Raw genomic sequence first — 18,871 nt, forward strand, 5'->3', positions numbered from 1 at the left:
CAGCGCCAAGTCCACTGGCACTTCACCACCGCCGACGCCCGCACCAAACTCCGCCACCTATACCCCAAACATTAGTGGCGACGGTCTACTAGGGCCGGTGCTACTCCTGGGCCAGGGTGGCGATGTCGATGACGAACCGGTAGCGCACGTCGCTGCGCAGCACCCGCTCGTAGGCCTCGTCGACCTCGTCGGCGCCGATGAGCTCGATCTCCGAGGCGATCCCGTGCTCGGCGCAGAAGTCGAGCATCTCCTGGGTCTCGCGGATGCCTCCGACGCTGGAACCGGCGAGACTGCGCCGCCCGCCCAGCAGCGAGAACACGCTGAAGGAGCTCGCCTGGGGCGGCGCCCCCAGGTTGACCATCGTGCCGTTGAGGCGCAGCAGGCCGAGGTAGGCGTCCAGCGGCAGGTTCGCCGACACGGTGTTGATGATCAGGTCGAACGAGCGGCGCAGCGTCTTGAACGTCGCCTTGTCGCCGGTGGCGTAGTAGTGGTCGGCGCCGAGGCGCAGGCCGTCGGACTCCTTGCTCAGCGTCTGGCTGAGCACGGTCACCTCGGCGCCGAGCGCATGGGCGATCTTGACGGCCATGTGGCCGAGCCCGCCCAGGCCGACGACGGCGACCTTCGTGCCAGGACCGGCGTTCCAGTGCCGCAGCGGCGAGTAGACGGTGATCCCGGCGCACAGCAGCGGGGCCGCCGCGTCGAAGGGCAGCGACTCGGGGATGCGCACGACGAAGTGCTCGGTGACGACGACGCTCTGGCTGTAGCCGCCGTAGGTGGTCTCGCCGTCGTAGCCCTTGCCGTTGTACGTCGGCACCGCGCCCTTGAGGCAGTACTGCTCCTCGTCGGCCTCGCAGGCCTCGCACTCACCGCACGAGTCGACGAAGCAGCCCACGCCGACCCGGTCGCCGACGGCGTACTTCGTCACCGCCGGGCCGACCGCGGCGACCACACCGGCGATCTCGTGGCCGGGGACGAGCGGGTAGGTGCCCCGGCCCCACTCCTCCTTGGCCTGGTGGATGTCGCTGTGACAGATGCCGGCGTACTTGATGTCGATGAGGACATCACGCTCGCGCAGCTCGCGGCGCTCGACCGTCGAGCGCTCGAACTTGGCGCCCGCGGCGGGGACGACCAGCGCTGCGGTGGTGGCCATGGAACTCCCTCGCGCCCTCGCCGCCCCCGGGCGGGTGCGCCGCGGGAACGCGGCGAGGGCCGTAGTGATCATGGTGTGACGCGGACGAAAGCGTGCGAACGCCCCCGGGACCGGCACCCCGGTCCCACAATGTAAGAGCGCACTCACTTCGATTGTATGGTGCACAGACGTCCAGGCGTCGGGACCGGAGGCGGCAATGATGGAGCCGGGCCGGACCTCGTACCACCACGGTGATCTGGCGGCCGCGCTGGTGGACGCCGCCCTCGACCTGATCGCCGAAGGCGGCCTGGTGGCGTTCTCGGTCGCCGCGGTCGCCCGCCGCGTCGGGGTGAGCTCGGCGGCGCCGTACCGGCACTTCCCCGACCGCGACAGCCTGCTCGCGGCCGCCGCCGCGGCGGCGGCACGCCAGCTCACCGGCCAGGTGCGCGCGGCCGCGGACTCCGCCGGCGCCGATCCGGTGGAACGCCTGGCCGCCACCGCCGGCGCTTACACCAGGTTCGTCGTCGAGCGCCGCGCCGGGATGGACGTCCTGTTCGCCCCGGGGCTGGCGGGCAGCCGCCACCCGCAGCTCGGCGCGCAGACCCGTGCCCTGCTCGACACGCTGCTCCCGCTGGTGCTGGCCCTGCCCGGGGTGCCGAGCTACCGCGACGCGCTCATCCTCGTCGAGCAGCACCTCGCCCAGGCCCACGGGCACGCCGTGTTCCACCTCGACGGAGTCTTCGCCCAGCACCGCCGCAGCGTCGACCAGGCCGCCGCCGCGTCCGTCGCCACGACCCGGATGCTGGTCGCCGGCCACGCCGCCGAGCGCCGCTGAACGCCGCTGAACGCGGCTGACCGGGCGGCGGGGGTACCCGAGGGCGGGTTGCCCGGCCACCCCTTCGGGGGACGTGCGGGCCATTGCCGGTCCGGGCTCGCCGGTTCGGTGACGGCGGACGGTCTCCCCGTGATTCCCATCAAAATGTCCGCCGATTGACCGAGTCCTGAGGTATCAGGCCGGTAATGCGCCGTGTCGGCGTCGGTATGGGCTCGGGCAATGACAACCGGTGTGCCATCGGCGGGAGGAGAGCGCCCGGCGCCGCGGCCGGTGGCCCGTTGCGCCACCCCCGGTGCCGCAGGCGTCATCATGACCGCCGCGCCAGCCTCCGTGGGCGCGCCGCACCGACAGCTCGGCTGGCCGTTTCGGGCCAGGTCGGGGCCCCTGCGGGGGAGTTGCGTCGGTGACATCGGCCCCGCCTCGGCGGCCTGCCGAAGCGGGGGGACCGCGCCGCCGGCGGTGTCGAGTAGGCGATAGGTACGGCCGGGAGGACGCGCGGTCACCGACAATTCAGCAGGCGCCCTGTGCCCGATTTTCGCTCGGCCGTAGGGAGAAATGGTGGATACGCGCGAGAACGTCGACGAGGTGACCGAGCCGCGGGAAAAGACGAACGGGCTCTCCACCCGCCCGGACCCGCTGCGCCCCGGCGATCCGCGCGAACTCGGCGATTACCGGATTCTCGGCCGGCTCGGCGAGGGTGGCATGGGCACCGTCTTTCTCGGCCGGGGCCGCGACACCGGCCTGGTCGCGGTGAAGGTCATCCGCGCGGACGTCGCCCGCATCCCCCGCTACCGTGACCGGTTCCGGCGGGAGGCCGCGGTGGCCCGCCGCGTCGCCCGCTTCTGCACCGCGGAGGTCCTCGACGTCGTCGACCCTCCGGACGGGCAGCCCTACCTCGTCACGGAGTTCGTCGACGGCCCGACCCTGGCCCGCGCCATCGCCACCCACGGCCCGCTGGGCTCGGCCGACCTGGAACGTGTCGCGGTCAGCGTCGCCGCGGCGCTGACCGCCATCCACGGCGCGGGCCTGGTGCACCGCGACCTCACCCCGACGAACGTGCTGCTGTCCCCGCTGGGCGCGCGGGTGATCGACTTCGGGCTGGCCCGGGTCACCGACGAGGCGCCCAGCGGGCCGTCGGGCCGGGTCGCGGGAACGCCGGCGTTCATGTCGCCCGAGCAGGCCCGCGGCGAGACCGTGACGAGCGCCGCCGACATCTTCTCGTGGGGCGGCCTGGTGATCTTCGCGGGCAGCGGGCGCAAGCCGTTCGGTGACGGCCCGACGTCGGCCCAGCTACGCCGGGTCCAGCACGCCGATCCCACGCTCGGCGACCTCGATCCGGCGCTGGCCGCCGTGGTGCGCGCGGCGATGCGCCGGGAGCCGGGCCGCCGGCCCACCGCCGAGGAGCTGCTGCGCCGCCTCGTGCGCCCCGGCGACGCCGCGGAGACCATCGTCACCAGCCCGCTGGACATCCTGCCGCCCCGGCTGGGCCCGAGCACCGCACCGCCCACCTCGCCCGCCGCCTCGCGAACGTCGCCCAGGCCGGAGTCGGGATCCGGCTCCGGCCCGGCGGGGACGGGATCGGCCCGCGGACCCGCGGTGGCAGGGCCCGGCCTTGCCCCGGCGGTGGCGGGGCCTGGCTCCGCGCCGGCGGGGGTGGGGTCCGGGTCCGCGCCGGCGGGGGTGGGGTCCGGGTCGGTGCCGGCGGGTTCGAAGTCCGAGTCGGCGGTGAGGTCGGGTCCCGGCTCCGCGGCGGCGGGGGTGGGGGCGGGAAGAAGGCCGGGCTTTGCGACGGGACTGGCGTTGGCACGGTCCGAGCCAGGGCCCGACGGGGGAGTCCGTGTCGCGTCCGATCGAGCACCGGCCACCCCGGGCGGATCCGTGCCTCCGGGCGGAGCCGTGTCCTCGGATGGATCTGTGCCCTCGGGCAGACCGATGCTCGCGGGCGGACCCAGGTCCGGAATCGGTGCGACGGCGCCGGATCTGACGCCGGTCGCCGTGCCCGGCCCGGCGACCGGTCCGCTGGACCTGGTGCTGGTGGGCGCGGCCGGTCCCGCCGGCGATCCGGGGTCGGCCGGCCGGCGGCGGGTGCGGCTGATGACCGCCGCGGCCGGTGCCGTGATCGCGGCCGCGCTGATGGTCATCGGACTGCTCGTGCACGCCCACGGCGGATCCGCCCGTGCCACCGCGACGGCGGCCGGGCAGGTCGCCGTGCCCGGCGGGCATGGCGGCGTGACCGTCGCATCGGCCGCGGGCGGCAACACCGCCCCCGCCACCCGACCGGCCACCCGACCGGCCGGCGGCCACGGCGACGCCGGCACCGGCGCGCCGACGAGCGCGGCCGATCCCGCCGCCCACACCGATCCCGCCGACGCCTCGCCGGGCACGGACGGGGTCACCATCCCGGACGTGGTCGGCCAGGACGCCGCCGCGGCCGAGACCGCCCTGCGTGCGGCCGGCTTCGACACGGTCGAGCGCGCCTACCGGGCCGGCAGCGGCGCCCGCGGCACCGTCGTCGCGACCGACCCGTCGGCCGGGACGACGCCCACCCGCGACGCCACCGTCACCCTGACCGTGTCGACGGGGCCAAGCACCGTCACGGTGCCCGAGGTCGTCGGGCAGGACGCCGCGGACGCCCGCGCAGCGTTGCGCGCCGCCGGCCTCACCGTCGTGCAGCGGCTCAACTCCGGCCCGTCCACCGCCGACGCCGGGCAGGTGGACGCCGTCACGCCGAGCGCGGGCACCCGGGTGGCGGCCCGCAGCACCGTCACCATCACCGTGGCCAGCGACACGGTGACGGTGCCCGATCTGCACGGCCGTCCGGCGGGAGAGGCGCAGCGCACCCTGACCGACCTCGGTCTCACCGTCGTCCAGCACCCCCGGCCCGAGGACGATCCGCCCGGCACGGTCATCGGGCAGACCCCGGCGTCGGGTGGCGTGCCGCGGGGGTCGACCGTCACCCTCGACGTCGCCCGCCCCACCGCGACCGGCTCGCCGAGCCCCCCCGCCGCGACCGGGGGACCGGGCCCGTCGACCACCTCCCCGCCGCCGTCCCGGCCGGCCCCGCCGCTCGCGCCCTGACCGCCGGCCGCCGGCCGCTGACCGCTGGCGGTCGGCCGCCGGCCAGGCTGACCCCTGGCGGTCGGCCGGTGGCGCGGTGGCGCGGCGGCGCGGTCAGCCGGCCAGGGTGGCGAGGCTGACGTCCCACAGCCGCGCGGCCGAACGCGGGTCGAGGGCGTAGTCCGCCACCCCGGTGCGGGTGCCCGGCTGGTTCGGGCCGGCCTCGTTGCAGTCCTCGAAGTACCGGCCGCTGACCCCGTCGACCAGCGGCGACGCGGCGAGCAGCACCGAGGTCGACGCCCCCTGCTCGGGCGTCTTCCAGGAGATGCCCCCGCCACCGGCGCCGGCGGCGCTCTGGGCCCGCAGCCGGTCGAGCTCGGCGTCGGTGACGTGGCGCTGCAGCTTCGTGCGGATGCCGCCGGGCATGAGCGCGTTGACGGCGATGCCGTCGTCCGCCCACCGCCGGGTCGCCTCGACGGCGAACAGCACGTTGGCCGTCTTCGACTGCCCGTAGGCCGACCACGGCTCGTACGGCCGCGCGAGGAAGTGGATGTCGTCGAAGACGACGTCGGAGCGCAGGTGCGCACTCGAGCTCACCGACACCACCCGGGCGCCGCCGGCCGCGGCCAGCGCCGGGCGCAGGCCCGTCGTCAGCGCGAAGTGCCCGAGGTGGTTGGTGGCGAACTGCAGCTCCCAGCCCTGCGACGTGCGGGTCTCCGGCGCGGCCATCACCCCGGCGTTGTTGACCAGGATGTGCAGCGGGCCCTGCCAGCCGTTGACGAACGCGGCGACGGAGGCGGGCTGCGCGAGGTCCAGCGGGGCGACGGTGACGTGGTCGTTCCCGGTCGACGCGGTGATGTCGGCGGCCACGCGGGCACCGGCGTCAAGGTCACGGACCGTGATCGTCACCTGGGCGCCCGCGTCGGCGAGTGCCCGTGCCGTCTCGACGCCGATGCCCGAGGACGCGCCGGTCACGACGGCGTGCCGGCCGGACAGGTCGACCTCCGCCAGCACCTCGGCCGCGGTCGAGGTCGCGGAGAACGGTGTGGTGATTAGAGTGCTCACAGTAATGATCTTCCTGTGTGCTCGGCGGATCCGGGCGGAAGCCCGGCCGATATGATGGCGGCGGCGGGACGGCCGCGGCGGCGGCCCGTCCGGGCCGGGGCGCGCGGGCCTGCGGAACACTCGGTCGGTTCCGGTGGGGGCGAAGCTCCCGGCCGCGAAGCCCAGCCTAAGTGGAGTCGCCTCCACTTAGCAACGTGGTCACCGAGCGTTCGCTGGCCGCGCAACGGTCCGCCCCACCTGGCCGCGGGGAGGAGAGCGATGCCGGCGCACGGCAGGACCAGGCCGTTGCGGGCCGACGCCCGCCGCAACCGCGACCAGGTCCTCGACGCGGCCCTGCGGGCCTTCTCCGCGGGCGGTCCGGGCGTGCCGCTGGAGGCCGTCGCGCGGGACGCCGGGGTCGGCATCGCCACCCTCTACCGGCACTTCCCGACCCGCGAGGCGCTCGTCGAGGCGGTCTACCGCGCCGAGCTCGGCCGGCTGTGCGACGCGGCGCCGGCGCTGCTGGGCCGCCTGCCGCCGGCCGCGGCCGTCCGCGCCTGGATGGACGCCTTCCTCGACTACACCACCGCCAAGCGGGGGATGGCCGACGCGCTGCGGGCCGTCATCGCCTCCGGCAGCGATCCGTTCGCCCACACCCGCGAGCGGATGGTCGCCGCCGTCACCTCCCTGCTCGCCGCCGGGGCCGCCGCCGGGACCGTCCGCGCCGACGTCGACCCGGTCGACGTGCTCACCGGGCTCGCCGGCGTCACCCTCGCCGCCGGCGAACCCGCCCAGCGCGCGCAGGCGGGGCGCCTGCTCGACCTGTTCATGGACGGCCTGCGCCCCCGGACCGCCCCGCCGCCCGCCGCGGCGCGGTAGGCGGGGCGGCCCGGACGCGGCGGCTCAGGCGGCGCGTTCGAGGATGTGCACCCCGCAGGCCGAACCCAGCCCGATCACGTGGGCCAGGCCGACGCGGGCCCCGGGGATCTGCCGGTCGCCGGCCTCGCCGCGCAGGTGGGTCGCCACCTCCCAGATGTTCGCGATGCCGGTCGCCGAGATCGGATGCCCCTTGGACTCCAGCCCGCCGGAGACGTTCACCGGCGTCGACCCGTCCCGCCAGGTCGCACCCGAGTTGAAGAAGTCCACCGCGCCGCCCTCCGGGCACAGCATCAGGTTGTCGTAGTGGACCAGCTCGGCGGTGGCGAAGCAGTCGTGCAGCTCGACGAGGTCGAGGTCCTCCGGGTCGACGCCGGCGGTGTCGTAGGCGCGTCGCGCGGCGTTGCGGGTCAGCGTGTTGACGTTCGGCAGCACCTGGCAGGCCTCCTCCCACGGGTCGGTGGTCAGCACCGAGGCGGAGATCTTCACCGCCCGACGGCGCTGCTCGGGCGCCAGGGTCTTCAGCGCGGCGCCGGTGACGAGCACCGCCGCGGCCGCCCCGTCGCAGTTCGCCGAGCACATCGGCCGGGTGTTCGGGTAGGAGATCATGACGTCGTTCATGATCTCATCCAGGGTGAACCGGCGTTGGTAGGAGGCCAGCGGATTCAGCGTCGAGTGGGCGTGGTTCTTCTCGGAGATCCGGGCGAACAGCTCGAAGCTCGTGCCGCCGTAGCGGTGGCCGTACTCCATGCCGATCTGGGCGAAGACCCCGGGCATCGTCTCGGTGCCGATGCGCCCGTCGAGCGGGCCGACCGCGCCGAAGCGGCCCTGCGGCGCCCAGGCGGCGGAGTCGCCCGCCCGCTCGCCGCCGGCGAGCAGCCCGGCGCCGGCGAGCTTCTCCACGCCGACGGCGAGCCCGAAGTCCGCCTCCCCGGCGCGCAGCGCCATGTGGACGACGCGGATCGCGGTCGCCCCCGTCGCACAGGCGTTGGCCACGTTGTAGACGGGGATGCCGGTCTGGCCCACCTGCTTCTGTAACGCCTGGCCGATCCCGCCGCCGCCGCGCAGGTTGCCGGCGGCGAGGACGCCGATCTCCCGCATGGTGATCCCGGCGTCCGCGATCGCGTTCATGGTCGCCTCGGCGGCCAGGTCGATCAGGTCTGCGTCGGGGTGCTTGCCGAACCGCGTCATGCTGATGCCGAGGATCCACACGTCGTCGCTTGCCATGTCGTCTCTCCTGCCGAAGGTGTGGGGCGGGTTCCGGGACGCCGAGGGCCTCAGGGACGGGGCTCGAACCCGAAGCTGATCGCCTCGGTGCCGGCCTGGTCGACGCCGACCGGGGTGAGCGCGAGGCGCACCTTCATCCCCAGGCGCACCGCCTCGGGCGTGGGCGCGACGTTGATGAGGTTGGCGCGCACGCTCGTGCCGGCGCAGTCCACCGTCGCCGACACGAACGGCACGGGTACCCCGGGGGCGGCGTGGGCGACGATCGTGAACGCGCGCACCTCGCCCTCGGTGGAGACGTCCACCTGCGTGAAGGAGGTACCGAAACAGCTCGCGCACGCGTTGCGCCGGTCGAAGAAACGCGCGCCGCACGCGGTGCATTCGCGGGCGACCAGGTGCGGTCGTTCACCCAGGACCAGATAGTCGACGAACGGGACGGTCTGCGGCACGGGGGGTGCTCCTCACGGGTCGGATTCCGTCCCCGGCCGGCCGACCGGCGGACGCGTGGGTGGTCCGCCGCGGGACGGGCCGTGGTGGTGGCGGTGGCGGATCCCACCCCGGCCGCGGCCCCGGGGGCGCGGCCCACCGATCACCCTCCACCCCTTGTGGGCTTACCACCCGGTCCAGGCAGCGGCAACCGGTCGGCGGCCCTGGGGGCGCGACCGCTCCGCGGCGCGCTCGCGCACCAGACCCGGCCGTCTGACGGTGCTCCACCGCTCGCCCGGGCCCGGCTCAGCCGTTCGCAGCGCCGTGCGGCGGCACCGCGTCCGGCCCGAAAGTGCCGGACGCGCACATCACGCAATCCCTCCGTCTGCGTTTTCCCTGGTCGGGGGTTCCCTGGACGAGACCCACTCGGCACAACCCGCCCGATACCGGGACATGTTGCTACTATGTCGCGACCGCAATAAATACTCCGAGGGCGGGTCATCAATGCCCTGACGGCGAGGGGAATCGGCTTGGACGAGCTCGACCGGGCCTTGTTGCGCCTGTTGCAGCAGAATGGCCGGCGGACCAACCGGGATCTCGCCCTGGCCACCCATGTGGTGCCCTCGACCTCCCTGCAGCGGGTGCGCGCGCTGGTGGAACGGGGCATCATCAGCGGGTTTCGCGCCGAGGTCGATCTCGCCGCGATCGGCCGGCCGGTGCAGGCCCTGATATCCGTGCGGGTCAGGCCGCCCTCCCGGCCGGTGATCGAGGCTTTCCGTGCCTGGGCGGCCGACCTCACCGAAACGGTGAGCCTGTTCTCCACGACCGGAACCTTCGATTTCCTCCTGCACGTCGCGGTGCCGGACGTCGACGGGCTCTACCGCCTCGTCATCGACCGGCTCACCGCCCGGCCCGAGGTCTTCGACGTGCAAACAAGCCTGGTGTTCGACCACCGCCGCTCGGCCACCGTCGAGCCGATCGAACCGGCCGGCCCGCCCGAATAGCGCCGCGGCGGCCACCGTCGCGGTAGCGGTGCGGCGGGATGGTGAACAGCGCTGCCGGGGCGGTGGCTACGCTGCGGGCGTGGCCGATCGGGATATGAGCCGCGGGTACGACGCCGACCCCGCAAAGGGCGGCGGCACCGGGACCGGACAGATGGGCGAGGGCCGTTCCTCCGTGCGGCACCTGTCGCACGCCTATCGCGAACTGTCCGCCCGTTACCGGTCCGGCGCGGACACCCCGCCCGACGGGACGCTGACCGCCGACCACGTGCGGGCCTACGTTGCCGCCCGGTTGCCGGCCACCCTCGCGGTCAGCCGCGCGGTGCTGGCCGAGGTCGCGGCCCGCCGGCCGGACTGGCAGCCGGCCAGCCTGCTCGACCTGGGCGCCGGGCCCGGCACGGCGGCCCACGCCGCGGCGGAGCGGTACCCCGGGCTGGCCCGCGTCGACCTGGTCGAACGGTCCGCGCTGATGATCGACGCCGGGCGCCGACTGGCCCGCGCCGACGGCCCGCCGGCGCTGCGCGCGGCCCGCTGGCACCGCGGCGACGTGCAGATCCCGCCGCCGGTGACCGCGGACCTGACCGTCGCCGCCTACCTGCTTGGCGAGCTGCCCGCCGCGAGGCGCTCCGCGGCGGTGGCGGCGTGGTGGCGGGCCACCGCGGGGGAGCTCGTCCTCATCGACACCGGCACCCCGGCCGGCTTCGCCCGGATCCTCGCCGCCCGAACGGCGCTGCTCGCCGCCGGCGCGACGATCACCGCCCCGTGCCCCGCCGACGGCGCCTGCCCGCTGCCGCGCGGCGACTGGTGCCACTTCGCCCGCCGCGTCGAGCGCAGCGCGCTGCACCGGACGACGAAGGACGCCGCCCTCGGCCACGAGGACGAGAAGTACACCTACCTGGTGGCCTCCCGGCAGGACCCCGCGCACGCCGGCGGGCGGGTGCTGCGTGCCCCGGCGGCCCGCTCCGGCCACGTCCGGCTCCTGGTCTGCGCCCCGGACGGCCGGCGGGACGTCGTGGTCGCCCGCAGCGCCGGCGCGGACTACCGGTGGGCCCGCCGGGCCCGCTGGGGCGACGCCGCCCCGCTCCTGCCCGCCGCCCGTCGCGGGACCGCAGGAAGGTGACCACGTACGCATTCCATCTATCGGTGTCGTCAGCAGCCCATCGAGCCGAGCGCGATGATCCGGTTCGCCTCGTCGAGGGCGGAGTCGAAATCGGCCCCCGGGTCGTGGCGGAGCAGCTCCGTGGCGCGAGCATGCGCACAGACCGTCGGGTCGGCACTTGCCCTTGCCGTCTGCAGGGCCGGCTCGATCACGTCTCCGAGTGCGACGAGGGCCCGGCTGAGACTCAGGTGCATATTCCGGTCGCCGCGACCGAGTTGCGCGGCCAGGTCCGCGGCCAGCCCTTTCTTTTCCCCGGCGGGCACGAGGATGACGGCGGCACGCCATGCGCTTCGCGCGACCTCGTCGTTGGCGTCGTGCAGCAACGATCGCGTGATGGAGGGCCACGCACTCCCGTCCCCGATTTTGGACAGCGTGTGCAACGCCTGGCTTCGGGCCGCAGCGCGCTTGGAATGCAGCTCCGTGCGGAGTCTGGGCACCGTGATCTCCGCCGGGAGACGGGTCAACGCCCAGGTGAGCATGTCGCGCACGAAGAAGTCCGGCTCCACCGCGCACCGTTCCATGAGCGCCTCGAGGAGATCGGGGTCGGGGTTCGTGCCAACCGCCAGGGTCGCCTGGAGCCGCGTCGACGAGTCTGCGGCGCTCAACGCGTCGAGTAGGCGGCTGTCCGGTGCGGTCCTGCGCGTCGCGCTGATGGGGACCACCTCCTGCATCGAGTGCGGACCTTATCACCGTGTTGATGTCAAGTGCGTGATGTCCGGGGCGAGCAGAGGCTTGGCCAGGAAAGCCCGGTGGACATCCGTTCCCCCAGCCGCACAGGTCATAGTGCCTCGGGCCGATCAGGACGGCGCAGGAACCTCCATTCAGCCGGGGCGGGCGACAAAGGTCGCGTCGACCTTGCTGCTGTATCGGCCGTATCCGTGGGGAACAGGAACATCCGGTCTGCTGATCCGCCACATGACGGACACAGCAATAAGCCGTCGACTGCGCCACCCGTGGTGGCGGCCTGCGCCCTGGCCTCGGCGCCCACCGCCGCCGTCGCACCCTCGGCACCGCAGGACCGACAGGAGCCGGACCTGCGCGGTCCGCGTGGCACCCCGGCCGGGTCACCCAGCGGCTGCCTGATCGTCGTCGACCTCACCCCGGCCGGCGGCAGATCTCGATCACCCACAGTCACGGCCGCCTTCGTCTCGTCCGGTGGGTGAGCCGTCTGTGCTACCCCGCGGACCCGTCGCCGCAGGTCGGGACGCCGCCGACAAACATGGCGTGGTGCCGTGGACACCCCACGCGAAGACCCAGAAAAGGTGCGCTCTACTCTGATGGCGCGATTCCGCGCGGGCGGCACGGGACGGTCCACACCACGGAAGGCGACCGCGGCGGGAAGGATCCGCCGAACTCGACGGCACGCGGCGGCCGCAGCGATGTGATCCGGAACGAGATGGGCGGGGGAGATGGGCGCGGGCTCACCACCGTGGGCGCGGGCGCGCAGGGCGGCGGTCGGGTCGTCGGCGGATGCCCCGTCCCCGTCAACGCCGACGCCGAATCCCGGTCCGGCGACGCTCCCCGTGCCGCGACAGCCCACCAGCCCGGCGGCGCGGCCCGCGGCGGACCGGCGGGTGCGGCTGCGGCGGCGGTCGGGCCCGGGCGGGCGGGTCGGCGGGTGGGGCCGCGGGCCGGGCCGGGCGGCCTGGTCGCGCCCGGCGGTCACCGTCGCCGTGATCTGCGCCTGTTCGTTCACGGTGAGTCTCGTCCTGCAGGCGACGCTGTACCGGGACGGCTCCGGCGACGCCGACGAGGCCGCCTACGTCCTGCAGGCCCGGATGCTGCTCGACGGGCACCTCACCCTGGACGCCGCGACGATGGAGCCGTTCTTCCGGCCCTGGCTGACGGGCGAGCACGACGGCCGGCTGTTCACCAAGTACCTGCCCGGCTGGCCGGCGCTGCTCGCCGCCTCGCAGGCGGTGTTCGGCACCATGGCGGTCGCCCCGGCCCTCGTCGCCGCCGGCTGGGTCGCCGGGACCTACCGGCTGGCCCGCGAGCTGCTCGACGACGCGGCGAGTGCCGTGCTGGCCGCGGCCCTGCTGGCCGGGTCGCCGCTCGTCGTCGTGCACACGGCGCTGCCGCTGGCCTACGCCTGCGGCGCGGCCACGCTCACCCTGGCCAGCGCGGCGCTGCTACGGGGGGCCCGCACGGGCGCCCGGCGCTCGCTGCTCGGCGGCGGGGCCGGCGCGGGCTTCGCGCTGCTGCTGCGCCCCTTCGACGCGGTGCTGGTGCTGACCGGGGTGGTCGTGTTCGCGCTCGCGCGGTTACGCCGCCAGCCGCGGGCGATCCCTGCGCGGGTCGGCTGGGCGGTCCTCGGCGCGGCGCCGTTCGTCGCCGTGCTGCTGGTGTTCTGCTGGCTGGTCACGGGCTCCGCCCTGCGGATGCCGCTGTCCGCCTCCGATCCGCTGGACCGCTTCGGCTTCGGTCCCCGGCGGATCCTGCCGTCCGAGCCGACGTTCGCCTTCACCCGCCACCTCGCGCTGCGGGCCCTGCAGCAGACCTGCACCGCCGCGCCGGGCTGGCTGTTCGGCGGCGTGGTGGTGGTCGCGCTCGCCGCTGTCGGCGCGGTGGCCGCGCGGCGGCGGGCGCAGCGGCTGCTGCTCGTGGCGACGGTGGCCGCGGTCGTCGGCGGATATCTGTTCTGGTGGGGCTCGGCGTTCGCGATGCCGGGGCTGCGCGACGGGCTCGGCCCGCACTACCACCTCGCCGCGCTGACACCGATCCTGATCCTCGCCGCGGACGGCGCCCGCCGCCTGTGGTCGGCCGCCGCCGCCCTCCCGCGGGCCACCGTGCTGCGGCCCACCGCGGCCGGCGTGGTCGTGGTGACGATGGTCCTGCTCACCGCGTCGGCGGTGCCCGGCAAGGTCGACGGGCAGCGCTGGGTCAACGACCACAACGCCTTCCTCGCCGCCCTGCTCCCGGACCGCTACCCCGCCCCGGCGGTGGTCGTCGTGACGCCGCAGGTGCCCAGCCGGTACACCCAGGTGCCGTACCAGACGCTGCGCAACCGGCCGGACCTGCACGGTCGCGTGCTGTACGCGGCCGACCTCGGCCCCGCGACGGCGACCCTGCCCGACCGCGTGCCGGGCCGGGCGCTGTACCGGCTGCGCCCGGATGAGATCGCCGACCCGGCGGCGCCCGCCAGCTTCTACGGCTCGTTCACCGCGCTGCGTCAGGTCGGCGGCGAGCGGATCCGGGTTCACCTGGTCGCTCGCCTGCCCGCCGGCCCCGCGGCCGCCGCCGGCGCGGCCGGCGCGGCCGCCTACGTGCGCCTGGGCGCCCAGACCCGGATCTTCCCGGCGACACCGGCCGCCGCGTCGGTGATCGACGCGACGGTGGTGGTCACGTCGGGGGAGCCGGCGGGCGCGGGGGAGATCGGCGTCGGCGCGGCGACGCTGCCGGAGGAACTCGTCGTCGGACTCGTCCAGCCGACCGCCGCGGGCCCCGCCCGCTGGGAGGAACGCATCCCGCTGGCGCGCCGGCCTACCACGGGTGCGCTGACCCTGCTCACCCCCGGACTGGGCTGGCGCCAGGTACCCGGCCGCGCCGCGGCGGGATGGCTGCCCGCCCCGGTCCGCCCCACGCTGGCCGTCGCCGTCGGCCTCGACTGATCCGGCCCGCCGCCCGCCGCCCGCGGCCGACACCACAGTCGACTCCACTGCCCGGCGCGATGCTGGCGCGGAGCCGGGTTCCTCGGTCAGCGATCCGTGGCCCAGGGCGGGTAACGAAACCCTCCTGACGCGATACCGGGAGGGTGACTACAGCGGAAATCAGGCCACGTCGTGGCGGCGCCGCCAGAAGGTGCTTTCGGTCCACCGGCGTTCCTGGCGGTAGACCTCGGTCGAGTTGCGCAGGTAGGTGGCAGTCACTCGATCGATGAAACTCCGGTAGGCCTGCAGTGCGCGAGAGTTTCCGGCCAGGTCCTCGGCGATGGTGAGGCCCGCGCGGAACCCGGAGTGCAGGGCGTTGAGGATGCCCTGCGAGGACAACGGATCGACGGCGAGCGCAGCGTCGCCCACCGCGAGCCAGGCGGCTCCGATCGGTGGGTCAAGGTACCGGCCGGCCGCGGGTGACAGGCGTGGGGACGTGGCTGCCCGGTCCGGGTCCGCCCGGTGCCGCAGGTGGTGGGTGTGCTGGGCCGCCGCCAGGAATCCGCCTGCGGTCTGTAGCGCGGGCGGGACGAGGTCCACGTCGGTGAAGAAGGCGACTGCCCGCTGGCCGGTCGTTACCAACGAGGTGTACCACCAGCCGCCGGGCCTGGCTTCCACCAGGGTTCTGGCGTCGGTGTCACCGGGAACGGGCTCGAGGAGGATGGATGTCGCGATCAGCCGGTCGTACCGGTGGCGAACGGCGCGGCTGCGGGCGAGCAGCGCGCGGCGCCCGGTGGCGTCGACCAGCCAGCTGGCCGCGACCTCGGCGGAAGGCTCTGGGGCGGCAGCGCCTTGGGTGACGCCGTCGTCGTCGGCGGCCGGACGATCTGGCCGTATCCGCCAGCCTCCCGCGGTACGGGCGAGGTGGCGTACGACCGCGGTGCGCACGTCGGCGCCCGCCCGCGCGGCGTGATCGCGCATCATGCTGTCAAAGCTGGCCCGGTCAAGGTGCCAGCCGTGGCCGTGTGGATCGAAGACGTGGTCCACGCCCTGGAGACCGGCTGACCCCCACGCGGCGTTGGTGCCAGGGCAGGGCAGGTGGCCCTCGGCCTGGAACGTGGTCCACAGGCCGAGGTCGCGCAGGATTGTCCGACCGACGGGCGGCAGGGTCTCCCCGGACCCGTGCCGTCCGGCGGGCTGCGGTCCGTGCCGCCCGGCGGGAGCCGCGAGCAGGAGCACCCGTCGGCCGGCACGGGCGAGGGTGAGCGCGGTCGCCGCCCCCGCGGGACCGCCACCGACCACCGCGACGTCGTACCTTCCGACCTCAGGCACTGGACTCAACGCAGGCCGTGGGGGAAGCGGGCGACCTTGTCGATGTAGCCGGCGGCGACCTCGTCGTCGGGCCGGTCGTCGGCCGCGACGGCGGCCGCGGCCGCCCTGGCCGCGACCGCGTGATCAGCGGACTCGGGCACATGGATCGTGATCAGGCCGCGGAGCGCCGGTCCGGTGTCCGGTCCGAAGCCGGTCTCGGACTCGACCATCATCACCGGCGGAAACTCCGCCGTGTCGGTTGGACCGGGGCGGACCTCGATGACGCCGAGCTTGCCGAACTCGGCGACCATACAGTTGATGCGCCGCAGGTAATCGGCGGGAAAGAAGCGGTCCCACACCCGGCGCCGCGCGAACGCCGCCAGGCGGGTGGAGATGTCCTGGGACGGGTCCACGACCGTCTGGTAGTCCTCTTCGCTGAGTACCTGGTTGGGTACCCGGGCCGGCCAGAAGGTCGGTAGATACGGGTCGTAACGCCGCCCGAAACCGAGATCGTACCCGGACCGGCAGCTCGCGGTGTCGGTCTGCCACGGCACGGCCATCCAGCGGGTCAGATCGCCCGCGCCCTGCCCGTACAGCGGACCGGTCCGGCTCAGCGCGGCCAGCGGTGTGAGGACGTTGCCGTAGTCCGTCTCCGGCTGGTCCGGATCGCGGTGGCGTATCCGGAATGGTGCGCTGTACATGGTGGTGTGCCGGACCGGCCAGGTGACCTCGCATCCCGGATGGAACGCATCCGCCAGGCAGAACGACAGCGCAGCCCGGTCCAGTGTCGACGGCTGCTCGGCGATGTCCACATCGCCGAGGTTCCGTGCCGGCGCGTTGCCGGGGTCGTCGTCGGTTCCGTAGTCGGCGTCGAAGTTCCCCTTGGCCCACTGCTCCAGTTGCCAGTACTGGGTCGGCGTGACGGTCATGTGCTGGTGTGCGGAGACCGGGGGCAACGACATCGCGTCTCCGTACACCGGAGGCCAGGGAACCGGGGAGACACCGTCACGGTCCAGGTTCCGGAAGGTGGCGAACACCGTCCGCCGCACGTCGTCGTCGACGGCCGCCGGGCTCGCCAGGCGCGCGAGGTATCCCGGAGCAAGGAAGAAGTCACGGCCGCCCCAGCCGAACCGAGCGGCGAAGCCCTGGTTGACCCACTGCAACGCGCACATGCGGTGGAGAACCGGCAGGATGTCGCGTCGGAAGGACACGCTCCGGGGGCGCGGCAGGATCCCGGCGGAGACGTAGGCGTCATACAGCAGATCGTGCAGTGTGCGAACCGACCTGAGCTGGGGGGCGTAGTTCGGCGGCGCGGTCACGACCCACGCGGGATCCGTCGGCACCAGTTCGCCATCGATGCGCACCTCGGCGGTGACCGGTCCGTCGCTGGTGTCGTCGTGCCAGCCGTCGTTGTTGGCGAAGGTGGTCGCGGGAGAACCGTCGCGGGAGGCGGACACGCCACGGCCACCGAGGAAGATCAGACGGCCGTCCTCGTCGGTGGCGAGCTCGCCCAGGTAGACCTTCTTGCCGCAGAACTGCCCGGTGTCGAACCGGTGGTCCAGACCGGACTGGTTACGGCCCCGGATTGTCCGTTTCCCGGGGTCGATGGTCAGGTCGCCCCGGTCCTCAACCGGCACCTGGGCGTTTCGGCGCCGGGAATCCGGCGCACTGGTGGCCTCGGGAATGTCCAGCGCGATCTGGAACTCGTACCAGGCGGCCTTCTTGTTCGCCACGTGCACGGTCCAGCATAGATCCGCGTTGTCCGCCGTCAGTTCGGCCACCGCCTCACCGGCCGCGTTGTACCCGTACACCCGGAACCGTACCGCCTGGCGCCGTAGCGCACCGGTGGCATCCTTGTAGGAGTCGAATGGCAGCGGCACCGGATCATCAACCTCCGGCGCCAGGTGATATTCTTCGCTGTTTCCGACTCTGGCTACCCCGATCGCCGGATGAATCGCGGCTCGCACGATCCGGGTGTCTCTCGCCGGATGGACGGTCATCGTGGGACGGGGCGCGTCGGGCTCACCGACGGGGACACCGTTGACGTTTCGGCGCAGTTCGGCGGAAGCCTGGTAAACGACCCGGCGGGCGTCGGATATGGAGCCGAGCGGGGCATGGTCGGGCAACGCGTGCCACGGCTGGAAGGCCAGGCTCTCGCCGTAGGCATCCTGCCCCCGCGCGGCAACGTCCTGGCCGTGCAGGGTGAGGGTGGCCACGTGCACCGGCGCACTCTGGCCCTCCTCCCAACGCACCGTGGCCCGATCGAGCGGCATGGCGTCCGGCTCGGTACGGAACTGGACCATCAGGTGAAACACGGCCTGCCCCGCCAGCAGCCGAAACCGCAGGTCGGAACGCAGATAGCTGGGATCCTGGCCCGGCGGGCCGGCACGGTCGTCGGCCGGGGCGGCCGACACGGGCAGCAGCTTGTACTTGACCTGCCGGTCGGGGCCGAAGGCGTACGGCAGACCGCTCCAGTACGTGGCGGTCAGTACACTGGCCTCCGATTTCGCCATATCGGCGAGGATCTGCCGTGTCGTGGGATGTTCCGCCAGGTACCCGGCATAGTCATGGTCTACCACCCCGGCCCTGGTGAACTCGCACATGTCCGTGGCGGTGTCGACAAAGAACACGTCGTGATTCTGGAGAACGAGATCGTGGGTGGTTGCGTCCACCTCGGTCGCCAGTAGTTTTCTTCCGGGTACCCCAAACAGCTTGATCCCGATTCCCAGGGTGCTTTTCAGGTCGGTCCGGGACGGCAGCGTGTCGCTGGAGAAACGGACCCAGGCCGGCAACGCATCCTGCCGGAGCAGGCCGATCCGCAACTCCTCCGGCAGATCCGGGCGTACCGAGAGGAGGCCCTGGGCCACTCCGTGGGCCTTACTGAAGACCGGACGGCGCACCGGATCCTGGCCCGAATCGACGCGCTGCCGCAGCACGGTGTCCACGAACATCGCCTTGAGATCGGCTATCGGGTCGGCGCAGGTCGGGGACGTTGTCGGGTTCATTCTCTTCTCCCGGGATCGGGCAACGTGGCGGTCCTGCACAACCGAGGATTCCGGGCGTGACGATACGCGGCCGTGGTCCCCTGGCGGCTGCGGCACACCGGGTGTCATATCGAGGCCGCAGAACCCGCCGTCGGCGGACACGAGGTCCTGTCCGGAGTCGGCTGATAAAGGCGCCGGAGGCGGATCGGAGGGGAGGACTCTAAGTTCTTACGCA

13 protein-coding genes are annotated in these 18,871 nt (G+C 73.8%); 6 read left to right on the top strand and 7 right to left on the bottom strand.

Annotated features, from left to right (window positions below; translation table 11 throughout):
• Positions 1–100: 100 nt before the first annotated feature.
• On the bottom strand, positions 101–1,150 hold the full coding sequence (locus tag FF36_RS01220; protein ID WP_044883081.1) for an NAD(P)-dependent alcohol dehydrogenase: 1,050 nt from the start codon (positions 1,148–1,150) through the stop codon (positions 101–103).
• A gap of 196 nt (positions 1,151–1,346) precedes the next feature.
• Between FF36_RS01220 and FF36_RS01225 the strand changes: the two genes are divergently transcribed.
• Together FF36_RS01225 and FF36_RS01230 are read left to right on the top strand one after the other, a co-directional pair.
• On the top strand, positions 1,347–1,964 hold the full coding sequence (locus tag FF36_RS01225; protein ID WP_044883082.1) for a TetR/AcrR family transcriptional regulator: 618 nt from the start codon (positions 1,347–1,349) through the stop codon (positions 1,962–1,964).
• A gap of 558 nt (positions 1,965–2,522) precedes the next feature.
• A complete protein-coding gene (locus FF36_RS01230) occupies positions 2,523–5,042 on the top strand; it encodes a serine/threonine-protein kinase (RefSeq protein WP_044883253.1) in 2,520 nt (839 codons plus the stop codon).
• Positions 5,043–5,135: 93 nt separating this feature from the next.
• Here the strand turns inward: FF36_RS01230 and FF36_RS01235 are convergent, their stop codons facing one another.
• The gene (locus FF36_RS01235; RefSeq protein WP_173667281.1) at positions 5,136–6,086 is read right to left on the bottom strand and encodes an SDR family NAD(P)-dependent oxidoreductase; all 951 of its coding nucleotides are present in this window, start codon (positions 6,084–6,086) and stop codon (positions 5,136–5,138) included.
• Positions 6,087–6,344: 258 nt separating this feature from the next.
• On the opposite strand from FF36_RS01235, the gene FF36_RS01240 reads away from it, so the two are divergent.
• Positions 6,345–6,944 (top strand): TetR/AcrR family transcriptional regulator, encoded by a 600-nt coding sequence (locus FF36_RS01240; RefSeq protein ID WP_044883083.1) that lies wholly within the window; start codon positions 6,345–6,347, stop codon positions 6,942–6,944.
• A gap of 24 nt (positions 6,945–6,968) precedes the next feature.
• Here FF36_RS01240 and FF36_RS01245 read toward each other — a convergent pair whose 3' ends face one another.
• The gene (locus FF36_RS01245) at positions 6,969–8,168 is read right to left on the bottom strand and encodes a thiolase family protein (protein ID WP_044883084.1); all 1,200 of its coding nucleotides are present in this window, start codon (positions 8,166–8,168) and stop codon (positions 6,969–6,971) included.
• A 50-nt stretch (positions 8,169–8,218) separates the two neighbouring features.
• The gene (locus tag FF36_RS01250) at positions 8,219–8,614 is read right to left on the bottom strand and encodes a Zn-ribbon domain-containing OB-fold protein (protein WP_044883085.1); all 396 of its coding nucleotides are present in this window, start codon (positions 8,612–8,614) and stop codon (positions 8,219–8,221) included.
• Between the two features lie 507 nt (positions 8,615–9,121).
• Here FF36_RS01250 and FF36_RS01255 point away from each other — a divergent pair.
• Both FF36_RS01255 and FF36_RS01260 read left to right on the top strand, forming a co-directional pair.
• Entirely contained in the window at positions 9,122–9,595 is a 474-nt protein-coding gene (locus tag FF36_RS01255) for an Lrp/AsnC family transcriptional regulator (protein ID WP_044883086.1), read from the top strand.
• 94 nt (positions 9,596–9,689) lie between these two features.
• Positions 9,690–10,712, top strand: coding sequence for a small ribosomal subunit Rsm22 family protein (locus FF36_RS01260; protein WP_052680883.1), 1,023 nt, complete (start codon positions 9,690–9,692; stop codon positions 10,710–10,712).
• Positions 10,713–10,741: 29 nt separating this feature from the next.
• Here FF36_RS01260 and FF36_RS01265 read toward each other — a convergent pair whose 3' ends face one another.
• Positions 10,742–11,422, bottom strand: coding sequence for a HEAT repeat domain-containing protein (locus tag FF36_RS01265; protein WP_044883087.1), 681 nt, complete (start codon positions 11,420–11,422; stop codon positions 10,742–10,744).
• Between the two features lie 852 nt (positions 11,423–12,274).
• Between FF36_RS01265 and FF36_RS01275 the strand changes: the two genes are divergently transcribed.
• Positions 12,275–14,362, top strand: a complete 2,088-nt coding sequence (locus FF36_RS01275; RefSeq protein WP_339325585.1) for a DUF7846 domain-containing protein — start codon at positions 12,275–12,277, stop codon at positions 14,360–14,362.
• A 159-nt stretch (positions 14,363–14,521) separates the two neighbouring features.
• On the opposite strand, the gene FF36_RS01280 is transcribed toward FF36_RS01275, so the two are convergent.
• Both FF36_RS01280 and FF36_RS01285 read right to left on the bottom strand, forming a co-directional pair.
• Positions 14,522–15,673 carry an NAD(P)/FAD-dependent oxidoreductase gene (locus FF36_RS01280; RefSeq protein WP_110431403.1) on the bottom strand — a complete coding sequence of 384 codons (1,152 nt, stop codon included), beginning with the start codon at positions 15,671–15,673 and terminating at the stop codon, positions 14,522–14,524.
• 5 nt (positions 15,674–15,678) lie between these two features.
• A complete protein-coding gene (locus FF36_RS01285) occupies positions 15,679–18,657 on the bottom strand; it encodes a LodA/GoxA family CTQ-dependent oxidase (RefSeq protein ID WP_044883090.1) in 2,979 nt (992 codons plus the stop codon).
• Between the last annotated feature and the right edge of the window lie 214 nt (positions 18,658–18,871).

Source organism: Frankia torreyi, assembly GCF_000948395.1.
In the GTDB taxonomy this organism is placed as follows: domain Bacteria; phylum Actinomycetota; class Actinomycetes; order Frankiales; family Frankiaceae; genus Frankia; species Frankia torreyi.

Excerpts from the sequence above, each read along its gene's own strand:
- FF36_RS01220 (WP_044883081.1), bottom strand. The coding sequence starts at position 1,150 with ATGGCCACCACCGCAGCGCTGGTCGTCCCCGCCGCGGGCGCCAAGTTC.
- FF36_RS01225 (WP_044883082.1), top strand. The coding sequence starts at position 1,347 with ATGATGGAGCCGGGCCGGACCTCGTACCACCACGGTGATCTGGCGGCC.
- FF36_RS01240 (WP_044883083.1), top strand. The coding sequence starts at position 6,345 with ATGCCGGCGCACGGCAGGACCAGGCCGTTGCGGGCCGACGCCCGCCGC.
- FF36_RS01245 (WP_044883084.1), bottom strand. The coding sequence starts at position 8,168 with ATGGCAAGCGACGACGTGTGGATCCTCGGCATCAGCATGACGCGGTTC.
- FF36_RS01260 (WP_052680883.1), top strand. The coding sequence starts at position 9,690 with ATGAGCCGCGGGTACGACGCCGACCCCGCAAAGGGCGGCGGCACCGGG.
- FF36_RS01265 (WP_044883087.1), bottom strand. The coding sequence starts at position 11,422 with ATGCAGGAGGTGGTCCCCATCAGCGCGACGCGCAGGACCGCACCGGAC.
- FF36_RS01285 (WP_044883090.1), bottom strand. The coding sequence starts at position 18,657 with ATGAACCCGACAACGTCCCCGACCTGCGCCGACCCGATAGCCGATCTC.